The organism is Bradyrhizobium commune, from assembly GCF_015624505.1.
In the GTDB taxonomy this organism is placed as follows: Bacteria; Pseudomonadota; Alphaproteobacteria; order Rhizobiales; family Xanthobacteraceae; genus Bradyrhizobium; species Bradyrhizobium commune.
In genome coordinates, this window is the sequence record NZ_CP061379.1 from 6,701,570 (window position 1) to 6,721,329 (window position 19,760).

At 64.6% G+C, this 19,760-nt stretch carries 21 protein-coding genes and 1 riboswitch; of the genes, 9 read left to right on the forward strand and 12 right to left on the reverse strand.

Annotation, left to right across the window (positions count from 1 at the left end; translation table 11 throughout):
* Position 1 precedes the first annotated feature (1 nt).
* The 5 genes from IC761_RS31425 to IC761_RS31445 form a co-directional block, all read right to left on the reverse strand.
* Positions 2 to 2,422, reverse strand: coding sequence for an aerobic carbon-monoxide dehydrogenase large subunit (locus tag IC761_RS31425; protein WP_195800513.1), 2,421 nt, complete (start codon positions 2,420 to 2,422; stop codon positions 2 to 4).
* Positions 2,419 to 2,919 carry a (2Fe-2S)-binding protein gene (locus IC761_RS31430; protein WP_195800514.1) on the reverse strand — a complete coding sequence of 167 codons (501 nt, stop codon included), beginning with the start codon at positions 2,917 to 2,919 and terminating at the stop codon, positions 2,419 to 2,421. Before IC761_RS31430 ends, IC761_RS31425 begins: the two co-directional genes overlap by 4 nt.
* A 12-nt stretch (positions 2,920 to 2,931) precedes the next feature.
* Complete coding sequence (locus tag IC761_RS31435) at positions 2,932 to 3,795, reverse strand: FAD binding domain-containing protein (RefSeq protein WP_195800515.1); 864 nt, start codon at positions 3,793 to 3,795, stop codon at positions 2,932 to 2,934.
* 327 nt (positions 3,796 to 4,122) lie between these two features.
* Complete coding sequence (locus IC761_RS31440; RefSeq protein ID WP_195804833.1) at positions 4,123 to 5,313, reverse strand: MHYT domain-containing protein; 1,191 nt, start codon at positions 5,311 to 5,313, stop codon at positions 4,123 to 4,125.
* Positions 5,314 to 5,534: 221 nt separating this feature from the next.
* A complete protein-coding gene (locus tag IC761_RS31445) occupies positions 5,535 to 6,098 on the reverse strand; it encodes a 6,7-dimethyl-8-ribityllumazine synthase (protein ID WP_195800516.1) in 564 nt (187 codons plus the stop codon).
* A gap of 77 nt (positions 6,099 to 6,175) precedes the next feature.
* A riboswitch (FMN riboswitch) is annotated at positions 6,176 to 6,333 on the reverse strand.
* 408 nt (positions 6,334 to 6,741) lie between these two features.
* Here IC761_RS31445 and IC761_RS31450 point away from each other — a divergent pair.
* Positions 6,742 to 7,242 (forward strand): type III secretion system chaperone family protein, encoded by a 501-nt coding sequence (locus IC761_RS31450; RefSeq protein ID WP_195804834.1) that lies wholly within the window; start codon positions 6,742 to 6,744, stop codon positions 7,240 to 7,242.
* Between the two features lie 179 nt (positions 7,243 to 7,421).
* Positions 7,422 to 8,249 carry a pyrroline-5-carboxylate reductase gene (gene proC / locus IC761_RS31455; RefSeq protein ID WP_195800517.1) on the forward strand — a complete coding sequence of 276 codons (828 nt, stop codon included), beginning with the start codon at positions 7,422 to 7,424 and terminating at the stop codon, positions 8,247 to 8,249.
* Positions 8,250 to 8,255: 6 nt separating this feature from the next.
* Here the strand turns inward: proC and IC761_RS31460 are convergent, their stop codons facing one another.
* From IC761_RS31460 to IC761_RS31475, 4 genes are all read right to left on the reverse strand, one after another.
* Complete coding sequence (locus IC761_RS31460) at positions 8,256 to 8,651, reverse strand: thioesterase family protein (protein WP_195800518.1); 396 nt, start codon at positions 8,649 to 8,651, stop codon at positions 8,256 to 8,258.
* Between the two features lie 82 nt (positions 8,652 to 8,733).
* Positions 8,734 to 8,937, reverse strand: coding sequence for a tautomerase family protein (locus IC761_RS31465; RefSeq protein ID WP_007596840.1), 204 nt, complete (start codon positions 8,935 to 8,937; stop codon positions 8,734 to 8,736).
* Positions 8,938 to 9,041: 104 nt separating this feature from the next.
* Positions 9,042 to 10,562, reverse strand: a complete 1,521-nt coding sequence (hisS, locus tag IC761_RS31470) for a histidine--tRNA ligase (protein WP_195800519.1) — start codon at positions 10,560 to 10,562, stop codon at positions 9,042 to 9,044.
* An 87-nt stretch (positions 10,563 to 10,649) separates the two neighbouring features.
* Positions 10,650 to 11,732 carry a branched-chain amino acid aminotransferase gene (locus IC761_RS31475; RefSeq protein WP_195800520.1) on the reverse strand — a complete coding sequence of 361 codons (1,083 nt, stop codon included), beginning with the start codon at positions 11,730 to 11,732 and terminating at the stop codon, positions 10,650 to 10,652.
* Positions 11,733 to 12,071: 339 nt separating this feature from the next.
* On the opposite strand from IC761_RS31475, the gene IC761_RS31480 reads away from it, so the two are divergent.
* From IC761_RS31480 to IC761_RS31490, 3 genes are read left to right on the forward strand one after another with little or no spacing between them, the layout of a single operon-like run.
* Positions 12,072 to 12,614: a MarR family winged helix-turn-helix transcriptional regulator gene (locus IC761_RS31480; RefSeq protein ID WP_246791392.1), complete on the forward strand. Its 543-nt coding sequence runs from the start codon at positions 12,072 to 12,074 to the stop codon at positions 12,612 to 12,614.
* The gene (locus IC761_RS31485) at positions 12,611 to 13,342 is read left to right on the forward strand and encodes a response regulator (protein ID WP_195800521.1); all 732 of its coding nucleotides are present in this window, start codon (positions 12,611 to 12,613) and stop codon (positions 13,340 to 13,342) included. The genes IC761_RS31480 and IC761_RS31485 overlap by 4 nt, the downstream gene beginning before the upstream one ends.
* Positions 13,343 to 13,360: 18 nt before the next feature.
* Positions 13,361 to 14,746, forward strand: coding sequence for an ATP-binding protein (locus tag IC761_RS31490; protein ID WP_195800522.1), 1,386 nt, complete (start codon positions 13,361 to 13,363; stop codon positions 14,744 to 14,746).
* 471 nt (positions 14,747 to 15,217) lie between these two features.
* On the opposite strand, the gene IC761_RS31495 is transcribed toward IC761_RS31490, so the two are convergent.
* Together IC761_RS31495 and IC761_RS31500 are read right to left on the reverse strand one after the other, a co-directional pair.
* Positions 15,218 to 15,748 (reverse strand): DUF3617 domain-containing protein, encoded by a 531-nt coding sequence (locus IC761_RS31495; protein WP_195800523.1) that lies wholly within the window; start codon positions 15,746 to 15,748, stop codon positions 15,218 to 15,220.
* A 44-nt stretch (positions 15,749 to 15,792) separates the two neighbouring features.
* Positions 15,793 to 16,101, reverse strand: coding sequence for a hypothetical protein (locus IC761_RS31500; RefSeq protein ID WP_195800524.1), 309 nt, complete (start codon positions 16,099 to 16,101; stop codon positions 15,793 to 15,795).
* Between the two features lie 182 nt (positions 16,102 to 16,283).
* Between IC761_RS31500 and IC761_RS31505 the strand changes: the two genes are divergently transcribed.
* The 4 genes from IC761_RS31505 (at position 16,284) to IC761_RS31520 (ending at position 18,951) form a co-directional block, all read left to right on the forward strand.
* Entirely contained in the window at positions 16,284 to 16,748 is a 465-nt protein-coding gene (locus IC761_RS31505; RefSeq protein WP_195800525.1) for a hypothetical protein, read from the forward strand.
* A gap of 119 nt (positions 16,749 to 16,867) precedes the next feature.
* Positions 16,868 to 17,569 carry a ribonuclease T2 family protein gene (locus IC761_RS31510; protein ID WP_195800526.1) on the forward strand — a complete coding sequence of 234 codons (702 nt, stop codon included), beginning with the start codon at positions 16,868 to 16,870 and terminating at the stop codon, positions 17,567 to 17,569.
* Positions 17,570 to 17,623: 54 nt separating this feature from the next.
* Positions 17,624 to 18,484, forward strand: coding sequence for a 23S rRNA (adenine(2030)-N(6))-methyltransferase RlmJ (locus IC761_RS31515; protein ID WP_195800527.1), 861 nt, complete (start codon positions 17,624 to 17,626; stop codon positions 18,482 to 18,484).
* Between the two features lie 251 nt (positions 18,485 to 18,735).
* Positions 18,736 to 18,951 carry a cold-shock protein gene (locus tag IC761_RS31520; protein WP_027534220.1) on the forward strand — a complete coding sequence of 72 codons (216 nt, stop codon included), beginning with the start codon at positions 18,736 to 18,738 and terminating at the stop codon, positions 18,949 to 18,951.
* Positions 18,952 to 19,036: 85 nt separating this feature from the next.
* Here the strand turns inward: IC761_RS31520 and IC761_RS31525 are convergent, their stop codons facing one another.
* Positions 19,037 to 19,660, reverse strand: coding sequence for an outer membrane protein (locus tag IC761_RS31525; RefSeq protein WP_195800528.1), 624 nt, complete (start codon positions 19,658 to 19,660; stop codon positions 19,037 to 19,039).
* Positions 19,661 to 19,760 lie beyond the last annotated feature (100 nt).

Sequence of the window (19,760 nt, forward strand, 5' to 3'; positions counted from 1 at the left end):
GCTACGCCACCGCGCCCAGATCCTTCGCCGCCTTCCAGTTGCGCCAGAAATCGTGCGGCATCTGGATATGCGTGCTCCCTAAGAACGAGAACGCATCGTTGACGGCATTGGAGAAGGCCGGCACGCCGCCGACATTCGGGCTCTCGCCGACGCCCTTGGCGCCGATCGGGTGATGCGGCGACGGGGTGACGGTGAAGTCGGTTTCCCAGTGCGGCGTCTCCACCGCAGTCGGCATGAAGAAATCCATGAACGAGCCGGTGACGACGTTGCCGACCTCGTCGTAGCGGATCTCCTGCCCCATCGCGATGGCGAAAGCTTCGGTCAGGCCGCCATGGACCTGGCCCTCGATGATCATCGGATTGATGCGGGTGCCGCAATCGTCCAGCGCATAGAAGCGCCGGACCTTGTACACGCCGGTGTCGACATCGATGTCCATCACGCAGAGATACGCGCCAAAAGGATAAGTCATGTTGGGCGGATCGTAATAGCTCACCGCTTCCAGCCCCGGCTCCATGCCCGGCGGCACCGAATTGTACGCCGCCCAGCAGATATCCTTCATCGACATGAATTTTTCCGGCAGACCCTTCACCCGGAAACCGTCGATGTCGAATTCGAGATCGTCCTCGTGGACCTCGAGCTTGTAGGCCGCGATCATCTGCGCCTTGGCCTTGATCTTTCGCGCAGCCATGGCGATGGCCGCACCCGCAACGGGCGTCGAGCGCGAGCCATAGGTGCCGAGCCCGTAGGGCGCGGTGTCGGTGTTGCCCTCTTCCACCATGATGTTGTCGGCGGGAATTCCGATCTCGGTCGCGATAATCTGCGCCCAGGTGGTCTCGTGGCCCTGGCCCTGGCTCTTGGTGCCCATGCGCGCGATGCCCGCACCGGTCGGATGCATGCGGATCTCGCAGGAATCGAACATCGCGATGCCCAGGATGTCGCAATTCTTCGACGGACCGGCGCCGACGATTTCGGTGAAGAAGGAGATGCCGAGCCCCATGATCTCGCGGGTCTCGCCACGCTTGAAGGCTGCCCGCTTCTCCGCCTGCTCTTTCCGGAGCGCAGCGTAGCCGGTCGTCTCCATCATCTTGCGCATGGCGGTGTGGTAGTCGCCGGAATCGTATTCCCAGCCCAGCGCGGAGTGATACGGGAATTGCTCCGGCTTGATGAAGTTTTTCAGCCGCAGCTCCGCCGGGTCCATGTTGAGCTTCTGCGCCAGAATATCCATGGCGCGCTCGATGCAATAAGCCGCCTCCGTGACGCGGAACGAGCAACGGTAGGCGACGCCACCGGGCGCCTTGTTGGTGTAGACGCCGTCCACCGCCAGATGCGCGGTCGGGAAGTCATAGGACCCCGTGACGATGTTGAAGAAGCCGGCCGGCCATTTCGACGGGTCGGCGCAAGCGTCGAACGCGCCGTGATCGGCGAGCACATGGACGCGAAGACCCGTGACCTTGCCGTCTTTCGTCGCGGCGATCTCGGTGGTCATGTGGTAATCGCGCGCGAACGAGGTCGCGGTGAGGTTCTCGATGCGGTCCTCGACCCATTTCACCGGCTTGCCGGTGACGATGGAGGCCACGGCGGCGCAGATGTAACCGGGATAGGCGCCGACCTTGTTGCCAAAACCGCCGCCGATGTCGGGCGCGATGACGTGGATCTTCTGCTCCGGCAGCTTTGCGATCAGCGCCACCACGGTGCGGATCACATGCGGGGCCTGGAACGTGCCGTAGATCGTGAGCTCACCCTTGATCTTGTCGAAGGAGCAGACGCACTGGCAGGTCTCCAGTGGCGACGGATGGGTGCGGTGATAGGAGATCATCTCCTTGATCTTGACTTCGGCCTTGTTGAAGGCGGCGTCGGTCAGCTCCTTGTCGCCGACCGTCCACTCGAAAATGTGGTTGTGGTGCTTGCGCGGGCCGTGCGCACCCGCCGTCTTGCCGGCAAGATCCTCGCGCAGCACCGGCGCGTCCGCATCCATCGACTTGAAGGGATCGACCAGTGGCGGTAGCGGCTCGTATTCGACGATCACCTTGTTGATGCCGTCATCGGCCGCATAGCGGTCGGTGGCGACGACGAAGGCGACCTCCTGGTTCTGGAACAGCACCTTGCCGTCCGCGAGAACCATCTGCACGTCGCCGGCCAAGGTCGGCATCCAGGCGAGGTTGACGGTCTTCAGCGTCTCGGCGGTGATGACCGCGAGCACGCCCGGCACCTTCAGCGCCTCGCTGTCGTCGATCTTCTTGACCCGCGCATGCGGATGCGGCGAGCGGACGAAGTCGCCATGCAGCATGCCCGGCAATTTGACATCGTCGACATAATTGCCCTTGCCTTGCGTGAAGCGGATGTCCTCGACGCGCTTGCGCTTGCAGCCCATGCCTTCGAGAGCGGCACTGCGTTGTTCCCGCGTGGGAGTCATATCGTTCATTCTGCGGCCTCCCGGAATTCCACGCCGTTGATTTTTGCGGCGGCGTATTGAATGGCTTTGACGATGTTCTGGTAGCCGGTGCAGCGGCAGATGTTGCCGGAGATGCCCATCCGGATTTCCGGCTCGCTCGGCGAGGGATTTTCCTTCAGCAGGCGATGCGCCCGCACGATCATGCCAGGCGTGCAGAAGCCGCATTGCAGGCCGTGCATCATGCGGAACCCTTCCTGAAGCGCGGACAGCGTGCCGTCGGCGTTGGCCATGCCCTCGATCGTGGTGATGTCGCTTCCCTCCGCCTGCACCGCAAACATCGTGCAGGACTTCACCGACATGCCGTCGATATCGACAGTACAAGCGCCGCAATGGGTCGTCTCGCAGCCGATATGGGTGCCGGTCATCTGCAAGTTCTCGCGGATGAAATGCACCAGCAACGTGCGCGGCTCGACGAGGCCTTCGACCTCGGCGCCGTTCACCTTCATGGTCACATGTGTTTTGGCCATCGATCCTCTCCCCTACTTGGCGACGGCCGCGGCGCGTTGCAGCGCGCGCGTCACCATGATGCCGCCGACATGTTTTCGGTATTCGACCGGCCCGCGGGCATCGGCGGCAGGCGCCATGATTGCCTCGGCTGCGACCGCAGCTTTCTTCAAGGTCGCGGCGTCGAGGCTGGTCCCGATCACGACCTTGGCGGCGTCGGCGGCCAGCAGCGGCGTCTCGTGGACGTTGGTGAGGCCGATTGAACAGGTCGCGACCTTGCCGCCCGCCAGGGTCAGCACGACGGCCGCAGCCGCGGTCGCGTAATCGCCGACCTTGCGCTTGAGCTTTTCGTAGGCGTAGCCGTGACCGGTCGCCGGCACGGGGACCGAGACGGAGGTCAGGATCTCGCCGGGCTCGAGCGCGGTGAAATAGGCGCCCTGGTAGAAATCCGCGGCCGGAACGTCACGGGCGCCACTGGCGCCTTCGAGGCGGTAGGTCGCACCCAATGTCATCATCAGCGCCGGCATGTCGTTGCCGGGATCGCCATTGGCGACATTGCCGCCGATCGTGCCGCGGTAGCGCACCTGCGGATCGGCGATCAGCAGCGCCGCCTCGTGCATGATCGGCATCGCCTTCGCGACCTCATCCGAGGCCAGCAGCTCGTGCTGGGTGGTCATCGCGCCGATGACGAGATTGTTGCCGTCGCGGCTGATGCCCTTGAGGGCGGCGATGCCGTGCAGATCGACCAGATGGGCGGGGGTGGCGAGCCGAAGCTTCATCATCGGCACCAGGCTGTGGCCGCCGGCCAGCGGCCGCGCATCCTCGCCGAGGTCGGACAACAGTTTGACGGCGTCGGCGACACTCGCCGGCCGGTGATAGCTGAATGAGCCCGGGATCATCATCTCCTCCCACAATCGTCCTTGGCGCGTGACGGCGCGGACGTTGGGGCAAGGCTCACTCCGGGCGGAGTGAGCCGCAACATGAGCGGCACAAAGGCGGGCTTTTTGCACGAATTGCGGGTGGGGACGCACGAATTGCGTCAGGTGAGGCGACGTATGGGCGGCTTGCTCCGCTGCAACCTCTCCCGCTTGCGGGGGAGGTCGGCGCGAAGGCGCCGGGTGGGGGCTTTCTCCTCTTTGGGGTAGTCTCACCGCGGAGACACCCTCTCCCCACCCCTCTCCCGCAAGCGGGAGAGGGAGCGCACCTTCACCCTGGTTAGGTCGGTCTTACGCCTGCCGCCGGTTCGCCAGCCCCAGCCGCGCCTTCACCTCGGCGATCTTGGCCCGACTCACCGGCACCCGGTGTGGTGACGGGCCGTCGAGCTCGAGCACCGCGCCGTCTCCCTCTTTCCGGACCAGCGCGACATGGGGGATGGCGACGATATGGCTGCGGTGAACCCGCAGGAACAGCGAGGGATCGAGCTGCGCCTCGGCCTCCGAGATCGACCAGGGACACATCCGCTCGCGGGTGCCGTCGTGGACGCGGGTGTAGTGTGCATCGGCGCGGACGCTGCGGACATTGGCCGTCTCGATGAAATGGGTTCCGTCGGCGCTTTCGACCGGTAACCGGGGAACTGGCGCACGGGGCGGCTGGCCGAGACCGCCGAGCGGCGCCGACTTGGGCCATGGCGATACGGCGACCTGAGCTGCCGGCTCTGGCGCAACGGGCGGAGAGATCGGTTCCGCCAACACGATCGCCGCTTGCCGCCGATCCGGCACCAGCGAGAGCAGGAAGCCGGCGGCGATCACGAAGCAGAGGACGGCGACCACGATGGACAGGATTTGCTGCGACGCGGCGAGACTGCCGCCGAGATGGTGATGCCCGCCCGCCGTCAGCGGCTCGAAATGCATGCCGAGCATCGCGGTGTAATGCATGCCGGAGACGGCAACGCCGAAGGCGATCGAGCTGACGATCAGGCGAATTCCCTCCTGCTGCGCCAGGAAAGCGCGCAGGCCGCCGTAGGCGGTGACGATCGCGACCACGATCGACAGCCAGACCATGGTCGGGTCGTGCGCGATGCTGAAGGACCCGGCCAGTCCATGGATCCCGACATAATGCATGCTGGCGATGCCGACGCCGAGCAGGATGGCCGACGAGGCCACGCGCTTGAGGGACGGCTCGCCGATCGAGACAAAGAAAAGCGAGATGCCGACCACCAGCGCGCAGATCAGAAACGAGATGATGGTGGGAAGGACCAGATAGACCGTATCCGGCGGCAGCGGCGCCGCCAACATGCCGACGAAATGCATGGTCCAAATACCGACGGCCAGAAACGCCGCCGCGCCCGCGAGCATCACGCGGTTACTGACGCCGGGCGTGTTGCGGATGCGAGCCGCAAGCGCAAAGCCGGTATAGCCACCCAGGCTCGCTATCGCCACGGAAAGCGCGACGAGATAGGGATCGTGTCCTTCGAACATGATCTTGTCGGCCGCCCGTCTCCACGGCACGGCCTCCTCCCGCCGCCGACTTTATAGGGACGGCGGCGGGATTGACAATCAGCCGCGTGTGAAGGGACGAGCAGAGCCTCATGGTGAGAAGGCGCGCAGCGCCGTCTCGAACCATGGGCTCCATTCGGGCCTTCATCCTTCGAGACGCGCTACGCGCTCCTCAGGATGAGGGGTGAGAGTCTTTGCGACCGCTACACAATTCCCGCAGCGACCTGGCCGCGCAGGCGCTCCAGGCCGAGCAATGTCTCCGCGCACGCTGCCGCGACCTCGACGCCCTTGATTGCAAAGTGCTTGCGGAAGAAATCGTAATGCACCTCGGTCTCGTGGAATTGCTGCGGCGTCAGCACGGCGGAGAATACCGGCACCTCGGTGCGGAGCTGCACGTCCATCAGCGCCTTGATCACGGTGTCGGCAACGAACTCGTGGCGATAGATGCCGCCGTCGACGACGAGGCCGGCCGCGACGATCGCGGTGTAGCGCCGCGTCTTGGCGAGAACCTGTGCATGCAGCGGGATCTCGAACGAGCCTGGTACCTCGAACACGTCGACATGGGTGAGGTGCCGCGCCTCGGCTTCCTTCAGGAAGGCGAAGCGCGCCTCCTGCACGACGTCGTGATGCCAGCAGGCCTCGACGAAGGCGACCCGCTGCGGCTTGGCGAAACGCGGATGCTCGGGTACCGGCGGCGGATCCACTGGAACCGGCGGCGGCTGCGTCTGGGAATTTTCGGCTTGGGGGTCTGGCAACATCTGATTCATGGCTTTCCTCGGTTCAAGGACCAGAATCAGGGCACACGGAACGACAAACAGCCGCATCTTCCGATGCGTCTGCCACCGACCGTTCTCTTTCATCCGGACTGTGACCGTCGGCTTCGGAATTGCACCGAATCTGCTGACCCTTCCCCTCAGAAAAAACTTGGGGAAGGCGCTCGCGGGCTTAGGCTTTTCGGCCCTTACCGCCGGTGGGGACTTTCACCCCGCCCTGAGAACATCGGCCGCCCGGGATGAGCGGCCTGAGAGGAAATATGACGCCGACCGGCGGCGGCAGCAAGCGCGTTCCGCATGAAAAACCGCATGGTCCCATGCCGCGATGGCGGTCCGGCCCTCGCGCGGCGGAATTAACGATTGGCGCGTTCCGGAGATTCCGATTCCGGTTTGTTCTCTCCGTTAAGAATTGTGGCCGAGAGATGAGCTGTGGACGACGGAGTCCTGGCTTGTGGACGGACTCGCGACCCCGTTGCGCAGATTCCGCAAATCACATCAGTTGATCCGCGACAGGCTCGCGCTGGTCCCGGGATCGCAACAGCGACTCCCGGGGGAACGCGAAAGCGACGTTGAGGGAGCGCGCCGGGCCGACCGCGTGCGTATCAAAGACAACAAGAAGGCAAGAGGTCGAGACGGCATGTCCCTGCTCGAAGGCACTATCGATTCCCGAAATCACCCGCTTGCGGTGGTCGAGGATATCGCGGCCAGCAACAACTGGCCGTTTGAACGCTCCGGCGAAGACGAGCTCACGATTGTCTCGAAGGGACAATGGACCGACTACCAGCTCTCCTTCACCTGGATGGGCGAGATCGAGGCGCTGCATCTGGCTTGCGCCTTCGACATGAAGATTCCGCTCGCGCGCAGGTCTGAGGTGCAGCGACTGGTTGCCGCGATCAATGAGCAATTGTGGGTCGGGCACTTCGATCTCTGGACCAACACCGGCATGATCATGCACCGCCAGGCGCTGGTGCTGCCCGGCGGGCTCACCGCATCGACCGCGCAATGCGAAGCCATGCTCGCCGGCGCCATCCACGCCTGCGAGCGCTATTTTCCGGCGTTCCAATTTGTGGTGTGGGCGGGTAAGACCACCGCGCAGGCCATGGACGCCGCGATGTTCGATACGGTGGGTGAGGCGTAAGTCTTTCCTCATCGTCGTCCCAGACAAGCGTAGCGAAGCGGAGCGCCGATCCGGGACCCATACCGCGTGATTTGGCCGTATCGCACGATGCTTGTTGCCAACACCTCGATCCATTAGAACCGCCTGTGGTTATGGGTCCCGGCCTTCGCCGGGACGACACCGAATTCGTGGCGACAGCGATGGCAGATAACAGCGCTCTTCAAAACATCACCGGCACCATCCTGCTCGCCGGCGCCGGCAAGATGGGCGGCGCGATGCTGACGGGGTGGTTGGCCGGCGGGCTCGATCCGCGCCGCGTCGCGGTGATCGACCCATTCATCTCGCCCGAGATTACAGCGCTGGCCGTCAAGGGCGTCGCGCTCAATCCGGACGTGAAGGCGGCCGGCCAGGTCGAGACGATGGTCGTCGCGGTGAAGCCGCAGATGTTCCGCGAGGCCGGCGCCAAGCTGAAGCCGTTCGTCTCGGACAAGACGTCGGTCGTGTCGATCATGGCGGGAACCACAATTCTCTCGCTTCAGGAGGTCTGCGGCGGCGCCGTGGTGCGGGCGATGCCGAACACGCCGGCCGCGATCGGCCGCGGCATCACCGTGGCGGTGGCCGCGCACAATGTCAGCGCACATCAGCGCGCGGTCGCCGATGCGCTGCTGCGCGCCACCGGCTCGGTCGAATGGGTCGAGGATGAAAGCCTGATGGATGCGGTGACCGCGGTCTCCGGCTCGGGTCCGGCTTACGTGTTCCTGCTCGCCGAAGAGCTCGCCCGCGCCGGTGTGGAAGCGGGATTGCCCGAGGCGCTGGCAACGAAGCTCGCGCGCGAGACCGTCGCGGGCTCCGGCGAGCTGCTGCACCAGTCCGATCTTCCCTCCGCCACGCTGCGCCAGAACGTCACCTCGCCCGGCGGTACCACGGCCGCAGCGCTGGGCGTGCTGATGGGCGAGCCGGGCTTGCGCGACTTGATGATCCGCGCGATTGCGGCAGCGACGAAGCGGTCGAAGGAGCTGGCGAAGTAGCCGCGCCTACGTCGCCCCCAACCGCTTGTTGAACATCTCGACATTGACGAGCCCGCGCGCATGGCGGCCTTCGCCGAGCTTGCGCGTGCCCTCGAACGCTTCGACCTCGAAGCGGATCACGCGGCGCTCGACCGCGACCACCTTCGCCGTGGTCCGCACCGTCGCGCCGACCCGCGCTGCGGCGAGATGGCGGATGTCGACCTCGGTGCCGACCGTGACCCAACCGGGCCGAAGCGCGGAACGGATCGCGTCGCCCGAGGTCATCTCCATTTCCAGGATCATCATCGGCGTCGCATAGACAAAGGGCATGCCGGGCACAAAATGCCCGACCGTGCGCTCCAGCGGCACCACCAGAGTGCGTTCGGCGCTCATGCCGATTGTGATGAAATCGCGTGCGTCCATGGTGCCTCGCTGTCGTCCCGCACAAGCGCGCCCTCAAGCGCGCGCCGATCCGGGACGACGGCTGTGATTGCCGTCGCGGCGCCTACTTCTTCGCCGCCGCGGCGCGCTCCACAAAGGTCTTGCCGCCCTTCATCTTGTGCGCGAGCGGAGCTTCGTTGATCTGGATGACGACGGCGTCAGCATCGACGCCGAGGTTCTTGACCAGCGCCTGGGTGATGTCGCGCATCATGCCGGCCTTTTGTTCGTCGGTGCGGCCCACGGCCATGCTGACGGTGATCTCAGGCATTTTGTTCTCTCCCTTGTGGCCGAATGCCGGCCATTCATGACAGGCATATCAAACAGGACGTGGATGTCTGGGACAAGCCCGGGCATGACGGCTGTTGCGAATGGCTATCCCCAGCTCACGTCATGGCGCGCCAGGACTTCGCGCACTTTTGCGACGAGATCGGCTTCGCTGCACGAGAATTGCGCCGGGCGGCTCTCGCGCCATTCCTGGTTCGAGGCGATTGCCGCGGCCGCCTTCGCGCCTTCGATCAAATCCTTGATCTGCACTTCGCCGCGGGCCTTCTCGTCGGAGCCCTGGATGATGACGCAAGGCGCGTTGCGGCGGTCGGCATATTTGAGCTGGTTGCCCATGTTCTTGGGATTGCCGAGATAGAGCTCGGCGCGGATGCCGGCGGTGCGCAAGGACGCCACCATCTTCTGATAGTCGGCGACGCGGTCGCGGTCGAACACGGTGACGACGACGGGGCCGACTTCCGGCCGCGTGTCGAGCTTGCCGAGCAGCGTCAGCGCGGCCTGGAGCCGTGACACGCCGATGGAGAATCCGGTCGCCGGCACCGGCTCGCCGCGGAAGCGCGAGACGAGGCCGTCGTAACGGCCGCCACCGCCAACCGAGCCGAAGCGCACCGGGCGGCCCTTCTCGTCCTTGGTGTCGAGCAGGAGTTCGACCTCGTAGACCGGGCCGGTGTAATATTCGAGGCCGCGGACGACGGAGGGATCGATCTTGATGCGATCAGCGCCGTAACCCGACGCCATGACCAGCCTAGCAATCTCTTCCAGCTCGCTCACGCCAGCCTGACCAACCTCGCTCTTGGCCAGGTAAGTTTCTGCCGCGGCAATGGCCTCTTTCCAATCGTCGCGCGGTTTGGTGATGGCGAGAACGACGTCCGCCTCCGCCGCGCTCAAATTGGCGCCTTTCGTGAAGTCGCCCTTGCCTTCTTCGCCGCCATCCCATCGTCCGGGGCCGAGCAATTTGCACACTTCATCGGCCGAAAATTTGTCGAGCTTGTCGATCGCGCGCAGCACGGTCAACCTGCGGCCTGCGTTCTCCTCACCCGCGAGCCCGATAGCTTCCAGCACTCCGTCGAGCACCTTGCGATTGTTCACCTTCACCACGTATTGGCCGCGCGCAACGCCAAGCGCTTCCATCGTGTCGGCCGCCATCATGCAGATCTCGGCATCCGCCGCCGGCGTCGCCGAGCCGACCGTGTCGGCATCGAACTGCATGAACTGGCGGAAGCGGCCGGGGCCGGGCTTCTCGTTGCGGAACACGTAGCCGACGCGGTAGCTGCGATAGGGCAGGACCAGACCGTCGGTGCCGTAGCGCTCGCCGACATAGCGCGCGAGCGGCGCGGTCAGGTCGTAGCGCAAGCTGATCCACTGCTCGTCGTCGTCCTGGAACGAGAACACGCCCTCGTTCGGACGGTCCAGGTCGGGCAGGAACTTGCCGAGCGCGTCGGTGTATTCCATCGCCGGCGTCTCTACCGGCTCGAAGCCGTAAAGCTCGTAGACGGCGCGGATCTTCTCGACCATCTCGCGCGTCGCCCGGATCGCGGCGGGATCGCGATCCTCGAGCCCGCGCGGCAGGCGCGCCTTCAGTTTCTGCGGTTTTTTGGATTTTTCGGCCATGCGGGCATTTACCAGCCGACGCGCGACGCGGCAACCGCAGTTCTTTGCCCCTTCTCCCCGCGTTCGGGGAGAAGGGAAGAGAGAGCCTCAAAACACCTTGCGGATCCAGTTGTGCGGATCGTTGGTGCGGCCGTACTGGATATCGACGAGCTGCTTGCGCAGGCCCATCGCAACCGGGCCGGCGGCGCCGCCGCTGATCTCGAAATCGCCGCTGACCGAGCGCACCTTGCCGATCGGCGAGATCACCGCGGCGGTGCCGCAGGCAAAGGCTTCCTTCAGCCGGCCCGAGGCCGCATCCTTGCGCCACTGGTCGAGCGAGTACGGCTCCTCGCGCACGGTCTTGCCGGCATCGCGGGCGAGCGCGATGATGGAGTCGCGGGTGATGCCGGGCAGGATGGTGCCGAGCGGCGGCGTCGACAGCGAGCCGTCGTCGAACACGAAGAACACGTTCATGCCGCCGAGCTCCTCGATGTAACGGCGCTCGACCGCGTCGAGGAAGACGACCTGATCGCAGCCGTGCTGGATCGCCTCCGCCTGCGCGCGCAGGCTCGCGGCATAATTGCCGCCGCATTTGACGGCGCCGGTGCCGCCGATGGCCGCGCGCGTGTAGTTCTCTGAGACCCAGATCGAGACCGGGGCCGGACCACCCTTGAAATAGGAGCCGACCGGCGAGGCGATCACTGCAAAGATGTATTCGGACGACGGCTTGACGCCGAGAAAGGTCTCGCTCGCGATCATGAAGGGGCGCAGGTACAGGCTGCCCTCGCCGCCGGGCATCCAGGCACGGTCGATACGAACGACCTGCTCGACCGCCTCGATGAAGACGTCCTCGGGGATCTGCGCCATCGCCATGCGATCGGCAGAGTCCTTGAAGCGGCGCGCGTTGGCGTCGGGGCGGAACAGGTTCACGCCGCCGTCGTCGCGCTTGTAGGCCTTCAGACCCTCGAAGATTTCCTGGGCGTAGTGCAGCACCGCGCCGGCCGGATCGAGCTGGAAGTTGGCGCGCGCTTCGACGCGTGCGTCATACCAGCCGCCCTTGGCCTGGTTGTAGCGAACCACCGCCATGTGATCGGTGAAGACGCGTCCGAAGCCGGGGTCGACCAGCTTGGCGACCCGGTCCTTCTCGGACGTCGGACTGGATGCGGGCTGGATGTCGAATTTCATGCTCATGTCCTTGCCTCCCGCTGCCGGTGGCGGCGCTGTTCTGGCGCCGGCCTGCCCTGTTTCGGGCCCGGCTGGCTTGATTGGGTTTCTGGCCGAACCCCCGCCAGCCTTGTTACGGCCGGTTTCCGTGGCCAGCATGTCGCCGAGGACATGCTTTTGCGGAAGGCAGAAGTCCAGTATGTTTTGCCGAAATGCCGCTCGACAATCGCACGGTAGATCTGATCCGGCCGTCGCCGCCTGTCCGGCTCCCTCCGGCCGCCCTTGGAAAATGCCACCCGACGCGAAACGATCTAAAATTTCGTCCGGGCTGATCGTTTTGTAACATTGAACCCAAGATACGTCAATATGCCTGACATAAATTTCGCGACTCCCCCTCAAGACACCGCCGAGCCACGGCCGGCGGCGGGCGACGGAGGCAATTTGCGCTGGGATATCATCGAGCTGCTGTTCTTCGCCTACCGCGATTTCGTCGGCGATCCCGACCAGGAGCTGGAGGCGTTCGGCTTCGGCCGGGCCCATCACCGGGTCATGCATTTCGTCTACCGCTATCCCGGCCTCAAGGTCGCCGACCTCCTCGACGTCCTGCGCATCACCAAGCAGTCGCTCGGCCGCGTGCTCAAGCAGCTCTTGGACGAGGGCTATATCGTGCAGAAGACCGGCGACAACGACCGCCGCCAGCGCCTGCTCTACGCGACGCCGAAGGGCGAAGCGTTGGTGCAGAAGCTCGCAGGCCTCCAGACCACGCGGATCACCAAGGCGCTGGCCGAGATGGCGCCGCAGGATGCCGAGACCGTCAAGCGCTTCCTGCGCGCGATGATCGACCGCGACGATCCGGACAAGGTGCTGGAGACGATCTTCGCCACCATCCAGCAAGACGCAAAGGAGTGACCGTGCCGCTCGCTGCCACGCTCGCCCGCCCGCCGGCGCAACCGGCCGACGATGCCCCGCATCTCCTGCTGGTCGACGACGACCGCCGCATCCGCGATCTCTTGTCGCGCTTCCTCGCCGCCGAGGGTTACCGCGTCACCACCGCGGCCAGCGCCGGCGATGCCCGCGCCAAGCTGCTGGGACTGCATTTCGACCTGCTCATCCTCGACGTCATGATGCCCGGCGAGACCGGTTTCGATCTCGCCCGGTTCATCCGGACCTCCTCATCGGTGCCGATCGTGATGCTCACCGCGCGCCACGAAGCGGAAGCCCGCATCGAGGGGCTTCAGATCGGCGCCGACGATTACGTCGCCAAACCGTTCGAGCCGCGCGAGCTCGCGCTGCGCATCAACAACATCCTCAAGCGCGCGGCGCCGCCGATGCAAGTCACGGCGGTGGAGAAGATCGCGTTCGGCCCCTATGTCTACCATCTCGATCGCGGCGAGTTGCGCCAGGGCGAGGACGTCATTCACCTCACCGATCGCGAGCGCGAGATGCTGCGTATCCTGTCGGAGACGCCGGGCGAGACCGTGCCGCGCAGCGCGCTCACTGGCAATGGCAGCGTGAACGAGCGCGCGGTCGACGTGCAGATCAACCGCCTGCGGCGCAAGATCGAGACCGATCCCGCCAATCCGCTGTTCCTCCAGGCGGTGCGCGGCATCGGCTACCGGCTGGTGGCCTCACCATAAATCAGTGAAGCGCGACCGATGAGCACGATCGATACCGGCCTGACGCTGCTGCGAAGCGCCGCCGACCGCGTGTCGGCCGCCAATGGCTGGATGGGCAACGCGTTCAAGGGTTGGATGCCGACCGGCCTCTATGCCCGCGCGCTGCTGATCATGATCGTGCCGATGGTGATCCTGCAAACCGTGGTCGCCTTCGTGTTCATGGAGCGGCACTGGAACACGGTGACGCGGCGCTTGTCGCAGGCCGTGGTGCAGGACGTCGCCAGCCTCATTGACGTCTACAAGGGTTATCCGCAGGACAAGGACCGCGCGCAACTGCGCCGCATCGCCGAGCGCATGCAGCTGGTGGTCGATTTTCTTCCCGTCGGCGACATGCCGCCGCCGGGGCCAAAACCGTTCTTCTCGCTGCTCGACCAGACGCTGTCGGTGCAGCTTGGCCGCCAGATCGGACGCTCGTTCTGGATCGATACGGTCGGCCGCTCCAACCTCGTCGAGATCCGCATCCAGCTTGATGATGCCGTGATGCGCGTGTTCGCGCAGCGCAGCGCCGCCTACGCCTCGAACTCGGAGATCTTTCTGTTCTGGATGGTCGGCACGTCCTCGATCCTGCTGATCGTCGCGGTGCTGTTCCTGCGCAACCAGATCAAGCCGATCCTGCGCCTTGCGGATGCCGCCGAAAGCTTTGGCAAGGGCCGCGAGGCGCCGAACTTCCGCCCCCGCGGCGCGCGCGAGGTGCGGCGCGCCGCGGTCGCCTTCCTCGAGATGAAATCGCGCATCGAGCGCACGATGGAGCAGCGCACCGCGATGCTCGCCGGCGTCAGCCACGATCTGCGCACCATCCTGACGCGCTTCAAGCTCGAGCTTGAGCTGATCGGCGACAGCCCCGAACTCGAGGGCATGCGCAAGGACGTCGACGAGATGTCGATGATGCTGGAAGACTATCTCGCCTTTGCCCGCGGCGATTCCGGCGAGCAGTCGCAGCCGACCGATATGTCGCAGGCGCTCGAGGAGCTGCGCAGCGACGCCGAACGCCACGGCCACACCGCGACCGTCGCCTTCAATGGCCTGCCCGTGGTCACGGTGAAGCCGGCCTCGTTCAAGCGCTGCCTCGCCAACCTCGTCACCAATGCCGCGCGCTACGGCAAGAGCATCGCCATCACCGGCCAGCGCGATCACCGCTATCTGACCGTCACCGTCGACGACGACGGCCCCGGCATTCCCGTCCATTTGCGCGAAGAGGTGTTCAAGCCGTTCCTGCGGCTCGACAACGCCCGCAACCAGGACGAGGGCGGCACAGGCTTGGGCCTCGCCATCGCCCGCGACATCGCCCGCTCTCATGGCGGCGACATCACGCTCGGCGACAGCCCGATGGGCGGGTTGCGCGCGAGCGTGAGAATTCCGGTGTAGTGGAAGGTCGCGCCGCTACAAGCGCGGCAATCCGGCGGAGCTAGCGAAAGCATGAATGGCGAGGACGGATTCGTAGCCAGATTCCTGTCACCATTCGATGAGAGTGCAGTCATCATTGAGGATGACGGCAGGGTCGCATATGCCTACATGCTCGGTGCAGGCGGGCGGATTTGCAGCGATGTTTGGCTGTACAATCGTTGCCCAGCCCCGGTTGAACCTGAGTGGCACAGTCCGGCCAACATGCCGTTCGCCAATCCTGCTTCTTTCGTCAACCAAAGCTCTCGCTTCTCACCTCCCGACTCGGCCCAAAGCTTCGCCGTAGAGTGGGGCCAAATAGACGGCCTCGTCGTCGCCGAAGTTTTTCTGCTTGGCGCATATCTCGCGAGGTTGAAGGCTGGGGGGTCAAGCCAGGTTGGTCGGCCTTGGCGGCCAAGGACGGTCCGTTGGCGCAAGTGTTGAGATAGCGCCCACCTACTTCGGCAGCAACGCCTTCAGCTTGTCCACGTCGCGGACGTTCATCTTGAAGCCGCCGGGCATCACGATATCGCCGGGCTTCTGATCGGGCTTGCAGGCGCCCAGCCATTTGGCTTCGAGCGTCATGGTCGAGTCGCGGCCCGTGGCGCCCGCCGCGCCGCCTTGGGCGTGCGAGGAGGTCTTCACCGTGTAGGCCGAACTGAAATCGCCGACGATCTCGGCATGCGAGGTCGTGGTCATGCCGGCGACATTGCACTCGGAATCGCTGACATAGCCGGTCGACGTCTTCTTGATGTCCTGCTTGGAGCAGATCTGCTTGGCCATCGGGGAGACGTTGTTGTTCATGTCCTTGTCGACGGTCTCGTCGGTGCAGTGCTGCATGGTCATTTCCGGCATCGCCGAGCCGCTCCTGACCATCTTCAATTCCCACAAGCCGGCCTTGCGCACCGGCAGATCGTCGGCACAGGCCGCCCCGGCGGACAAAACAAGACAAATCACCGAACCGAGCAAAGCAACCTTGCGCGTCATGCGAGAGACTCCCGGCTGAGATGTCGTGCGGTGACGAGAGCGCCTCAGTAGAGCGTGCGGATCGGTTGATCGGCCGCGCCATAGGGCACCCAGCGGCACGCAAACGAAATGTAGCCGCCCTCATAGGCCTGTATCGCGAGGAATTTGACCACCTTGCCGTACCGCGCGCAGTGATCGACGGCGACCTGCCGCGCATCGGTCTGGGTCGCCATCGAATAGGCGATAATGCCGCCGGTGTCGTTGCCCTTGAAGGGCGGCACAGGAAGGATATCGGCGCGCGCCGACTGGCTCGCCATCATACCCGAGACAACTACCAGGCTGGCAAGAAGGCCCGCGGCCGCAATGATTCGCATTCCCGTCACTCCGATTGGTTGGTGGCAGTTTACGGTGCCGGCGCGGCTGTGAAAAGAACGGAAGGCCTGCCTGGCGCTTCATTGCGATCAACTCGTGGCCAAGTGTTGCCGCGCTGCACTTGACCCCGCCGGGCCTTCGCGGCACCGTCCGACCTCCGCAGATCATGCTGTCTGGATTGCCCATGCGCGCCTCGACCTCCTTGAAATCGCTCCGTTTTGCCGCTGTTCTCGGCCTCATGTTCGGAGCGCTGTCGCTCGGTGAGGCCAAGGCCGCCAATCCGCTGGAGCTGAACTTCTGGCTGAGCGGCCCGCGCTATGACGGCCGCGTCGCCAATTGCGAGACGGCCCTGCCGACGATCGCGACCCAGTTCTGGGAGAAGGAAAGCTCGTTTTGGAATTCGCCGTTGAAGATCACGGGCTTCGCGGACGTCCACGAGACCGCGTTCCGGCCCTGGGCCTCCGACAACATTCCGCGCCGCTACTGCACCGGCGAGGCCATGCTCACTGACGGCAAGATGCGCAGGGTGCACTTCTCGATCATCGAGGATGGCGGCTTTGCCGGTTACGGCCAGGGCGTCGAATGGTGTGTGGTCGGGCTCGACCGCAACTGGGCGTACAATCCCGCCTGCCGCGCCGCGAAGCCTTGATTGCGAAGGCCTGATTCGAGACGATCAAGCGGCGGGATCGCGGCCAGCTCAAATTTGTTCTTGAAATGTTCTCATCGCCTGCTAGGCTCGCCTGCACAGTCTAGTTGAGGGGCGTCACCATGTTTCATTCCAGATTGCATTCGTTCTCCCGCCTGATGATTTCGCTCACGCTTGCTGCCGGGCTGGTCGGGCTCGCAGGGGGCGCGAAGGCGCAGGACAGACGGCAGAACGCGCCCGGCGAGTTCGATTTCTATGTGCTGTCACTATCCTGGTCGCCGTCCTTCTGCGAGGAAGCGGCCGAGCGTGGCCGCGGCGGCGGGCGCTCGAATATCCAGTGCGAGGGACGGCCCTATTCCTTCGTGGTGCATGGCTTGTGGCCGCAATATGAGAACGGCTTTCCGGAATATTGCCAGCGGCCCTCGCCGCGGCTGAACCGCAACATCGTCTCCTCGATGCTCGATTTGATGCCGGCTCCAGGCCTGATCTTCAATGAATGGGACAAGCACGGCACCTGCTCGGGGCTGTCCGACCGCAGCTATTTCGAAACGATCCGAAAAGCGCGCGCCGCGATCAAGATTCCGGCCGAATATCTCGATCTGTCGCAGGCCAAGACGGTGGCGCCGGCCGAGGTCGAGGAGGCCTTCATCAAGGCCAATCCGGGCCTGAGCAATGCGGCCGTCTCCGTGACCTGCAACCGGACGCGGCTCTCTGAAGTCCGCATCTGCCTCAGCAAGGATTTGCAGTTCCGCGCCTGCGAGGAGATCGACCGTCGCGCCTGCCGCCGCGACCAGCTGACGATGCCGCCGATCAGGGGCGGATAGAGCCAGGCTCTCGTGCCTCTTTGCTGAAGCCGTCACGTGGCGTAGTGCTCTTGCATGAACTACCGCCACGCCTTCCATGCCGGCAACTTCGCCGATGTCATCAAGCACATCGTGCTGGCGCGCATCCTGACCTATTTGCAGGACAAGCCGGCCGCCTTCCGCGTCATCGACACCCATGCCGGGGCCGGCCTCTACGATCTCGACAGCGACGAGGCAAGGCGCGGCGGCGAGTGGCTGACGGGGATCGCGCGGCTGATGCAGGCGCGCCTGTCGAACGAGACCGTCACGCTGATCAAGCCCTATCTCGACATCGTCCGCGCCTTCAATCCGAAGGGCGAGCTCAAGGCCTATCCCGGCTCGCCATTGATCGCGCGCGGCCTGATGCGGCCACAGGACCGGCTCGTTGCCTGCGAGCTCGAGCCGAAAGCGCGCAAGGCGCTGATCGACGTGCTGCGCCGCGACGAGCAGGCCCGCGTGGTCGATCTCGACGGCTGGGTGGCGCTGCCGGCTTTCGTGCCGCCGAAGGAACGGCGCGGGCTCGTGCTGATCGACCCGCCCTTCGAGGCAAAAGACGAATTCGAAACGCTTGGCGAGGCCTTCTCCTCCGCCTTCGCGAAATGGCCGACCGGTATCTATGTAATCTGGTATCCCGCCAAGAGCCGCCGCGCTACCGATGCGCTCGCGCAACTGGTGGCGCGCGCGGCAGTTGCAGCAAAGCCTCCGGGAAAATGCCTGCGGCTCGAGTTCAGCGTCGCACCACAGACCGATGGTGCACCGCTCGCCACCACCGGACTCTTGATCGTCAATGCGCCCTACACGTTGCAAGGCGAGCTCAAGACGATCCTGCCCGAGCTGGAGATGCCGCTCGGCCAAGGCGGCGCTGCCAGATTCCGATTAGAGGTACCGAGGCCGTAACGCCCCGGCAATCTTGGGAAAAATATGCAGTAGCGGTAGTCAATCTGCAAAGAACCGTATTATGCTGTTTCCGTGACTGGCTTTACGTTCCGCTTCCGCGAATGGTTGCGGCGGAGTGAAGGCCCTAAGAAAGATCCGACCGGACCGAAAGGTCCGCCCAAGGATGGCCAGCTCCCGGGCTTCGTGAGGCCCGGTCATGTCGTGACGTGAGTCTGCGTCGCGACGGAGGAGCAATGAGGGGGAGTTTCCCGATGGCCAATACGGGAACGGTCAAGTTCTTCAACGGCGAGCGCGGCTACGGTTTTATCAAGCCGGACGACGGCGGTCGCGATGTCTTCGTTCACATCACCGCTGTGGAGCGGGCGGGACTGAAGGACCTTGCCGAAGGACAGCGTATCACGTTCGAAGTCGAACCGGACAAGAAGGGGAAGGGGCCGAAGGCGGTCAATCTAGTGATCCTCTCCTAGCGGGCCTCTCCCAAAACCTGGCGCAAAAAAAGTCCCGGCCGCGAGCGGCCGGGAGGCTGTTGTCCGGTATTTTCTTATTTCGCTATCAGAAGTGATAGTTCACGCCTGCGCGCACAACGCTGGCGCTATAGCCGTTTGACACGCCTGTAATTGCGAACTGGCTCGTCGACAGATCGATGTAGAGGTATTCGAGCTTGGCGCTCCAGTTCGGCGCGAGGCCGACTTCTGCGCCGATGCCGGCGGTCCAGCCGGCCGAGGTGTGCGATTCCGTCCAGCCGAAGGTCTGCGCGCGCAGCTCGCCGAAGGCGAGGCCGGCGGTGCCGTAGAACAGCACGTTGCTGAAGGCATAGCCGGCGCGGCCGCGCAGCGTGCCGAACCAGGGATTGGAGAACTTCCACGGCGCAAAGGTGTCGTCGGCACCTGCGGCCTGGATGTCGCCCTCGACGCCGAACACCCACGGGCCGTTCTGGAAATTGTAGCCAGCCTGCACGCCGCCGACGAAGCCGGAGGGCTTGGCGGGATTGTTGTCTATCGAGCCCCACTCATAGCCGAGATTGGCGCCGAGATAGGGGCCTGCCCAGCTATAGGCGTTGAGCGGCTGGTTGACCGTATAGGGCGCGCGCTGCCCGTAATTGAGATCGGCGGCCTCTGCCGAAGCTGTCCAGCCGGCTGCAACCAACGCGGCTGCGCCCACAACGAGCCTCTTCATCACACACTCCAACGCAACTGCCGCAACCGCCTGCGATGCCCGCGCCGCCGCGCAAGGCTAGACCGCATGGTTACGGAACCACCACTTTTTCGCGTAAGAT

What these genes read in the sequence shown, in the direction of transcription:
- IC761_RS31425 (WP_195800513.1), bottom strand. Translation starts at nt 2,422, where the DNA reads ATGAACGATATGACTCCCACGCGGGAACAACGCAGTGCCGCTCTCGAA.
- IC761_RS31430 (WP_195800514.1), bottom strand. Translation starts at nt 2,919, where the DNA reads ATGGCCAAAACACATGTGACCATGAAGGTGAACGGCGCCGAGGTCGAA.
- IC761_RS31435 (WP_195800515.1), bottom strand. Translation starts at nt 3,795, where the DNA reads ATGATCCCGGGCTCATTCAGCTATCACCGGCCGGCGAGTGTCGCCGAC.
- IC761_RS31440 (WP_195804833.1), bottom strand. Translation starts at nt 5,313, where the DNA reads ATGTTCGAAGGACACGATCCCTATCTCGTCGCGCTTTCCGTGGCGATA.
- IC761_RS31445 (WP_195800516.1), bottom strand. Translation starts at nt 6,098, where the DNA reads ATGAATCAGATGTTGCCAGACCCCCAAGCCGAAAATTCCCAGACGCAG.
- IC761_RS31450 (WP_195804834.1), top strand. Translation starts at nt 6,742, where the DNA reads ATGTCCCTGCTCGAAGGCACTATCGATTCCCGAAATCACCCGCTTGCG.
- proC (WP_195800517.1), top strand. Translation starts at nt 7,422, where the DNA reads ATGGCAGATAACAGCGCTCTTCAAAACATCACCGGCACCATCCTGCTC.
- IC761_RS31460 (WP_195800518.1), bottom strand. Translation starts at nt 8,651, where the DNA reads ATGGACGCACGCGATTTCATCACAATCGGCATGAGCGCCGAACGCACT.
- IC761_RS31465 (WP_007596840.1), bottom strand. Translation starts at nt 8,937, where the DNA reads ATGCCTGAGATCACCGTCAGCATGGCCGTGGGCCGCACCGACGAACAA.
- hisS (WP_195800519.1), bottom strand. Translation starts at nt 10,562, where the DNA reads ATGGCCGAAAAATCCAAAAAACCGCAGAAACTGAAGGCGCGCCTGCCG.
- IC761_RS31475 (WP_195800520.1), bottom strand. Translation starts at nt 11,732, where the DNA reads ATGAGCATGAAATTCGACATCCAGCCCGCATCCAGTCCGACGTCCGAG.
- IC761_RS31480 (WP_246791392.1), top strand. Translation starts at nt 12,072, where the DNA reads ATGCCTGACATAAATTTCGCGACTCCCCCTCAAGACACCGCCGAGCCA.
- IC761_RS31490 (WP_195800522.1), top strand. Translation starts at nt 13,361, where the DNA reads ATGAGCACGATCGATACCGGCCTGACGCTGCTGCGAAGCGCCGCCGAC.
- IC761_RS31495 (WP_195800523.1), bottom strand. Translation starts at nt 15,748, where the DNA reads ATGACGCGCAAGGTTGCTTTGCTCGGTTCGGTGATTTGTCTTGTTTTG.
- IC761_RS31500 (WP_195800524.1), bottom strand. Translation starts at nt 16,101, where the DNA reads ATGCGAATCATTGCGGCCGCGGGCCTTCTTGCCAGCCTGGTAGTTGTC.
- IC761_RS31505 (WP_195800525.1), top strand. Translation starts at nt 16,284, where the DNA reads ATGCGCGCCTCGACCTCCTTGAAATCGCTCCGTTTTGCCGCTGTTCTC.
- IC761_RS31510 (WP_195800526.1), top strand. Translation starts at nt 16,868, where the DNA reads ATGTTTCATTCCAGATTGCATTCGTTCTCCCGCCTGATGATTTCGCTC.
- IC761_RS31515 (WP_195800527.1), top strand. Translation starts at nt 17,624, where the DNA reads ATGAACTACCGCCACGCCTTCCATGCCGGCAACTTCGCCGATGTCATC.
- IC761_RS31520 (WP_027534220.1), top strand. Translation starts at nt 18,736, where the DNA reads ATGGCCAATACGGGAACGGTCAAGTTCTTCAACGGCGAGCGCGGCTAC.
- IC761_RS31525 (WP_195800528.1), bottom strand. Translation starts at nt 19,660, where the DNA reads ATGAAGAGGCTCGTTGTGGGCGCAGCCGCGTTGGTTGCAGCCGGCTGG.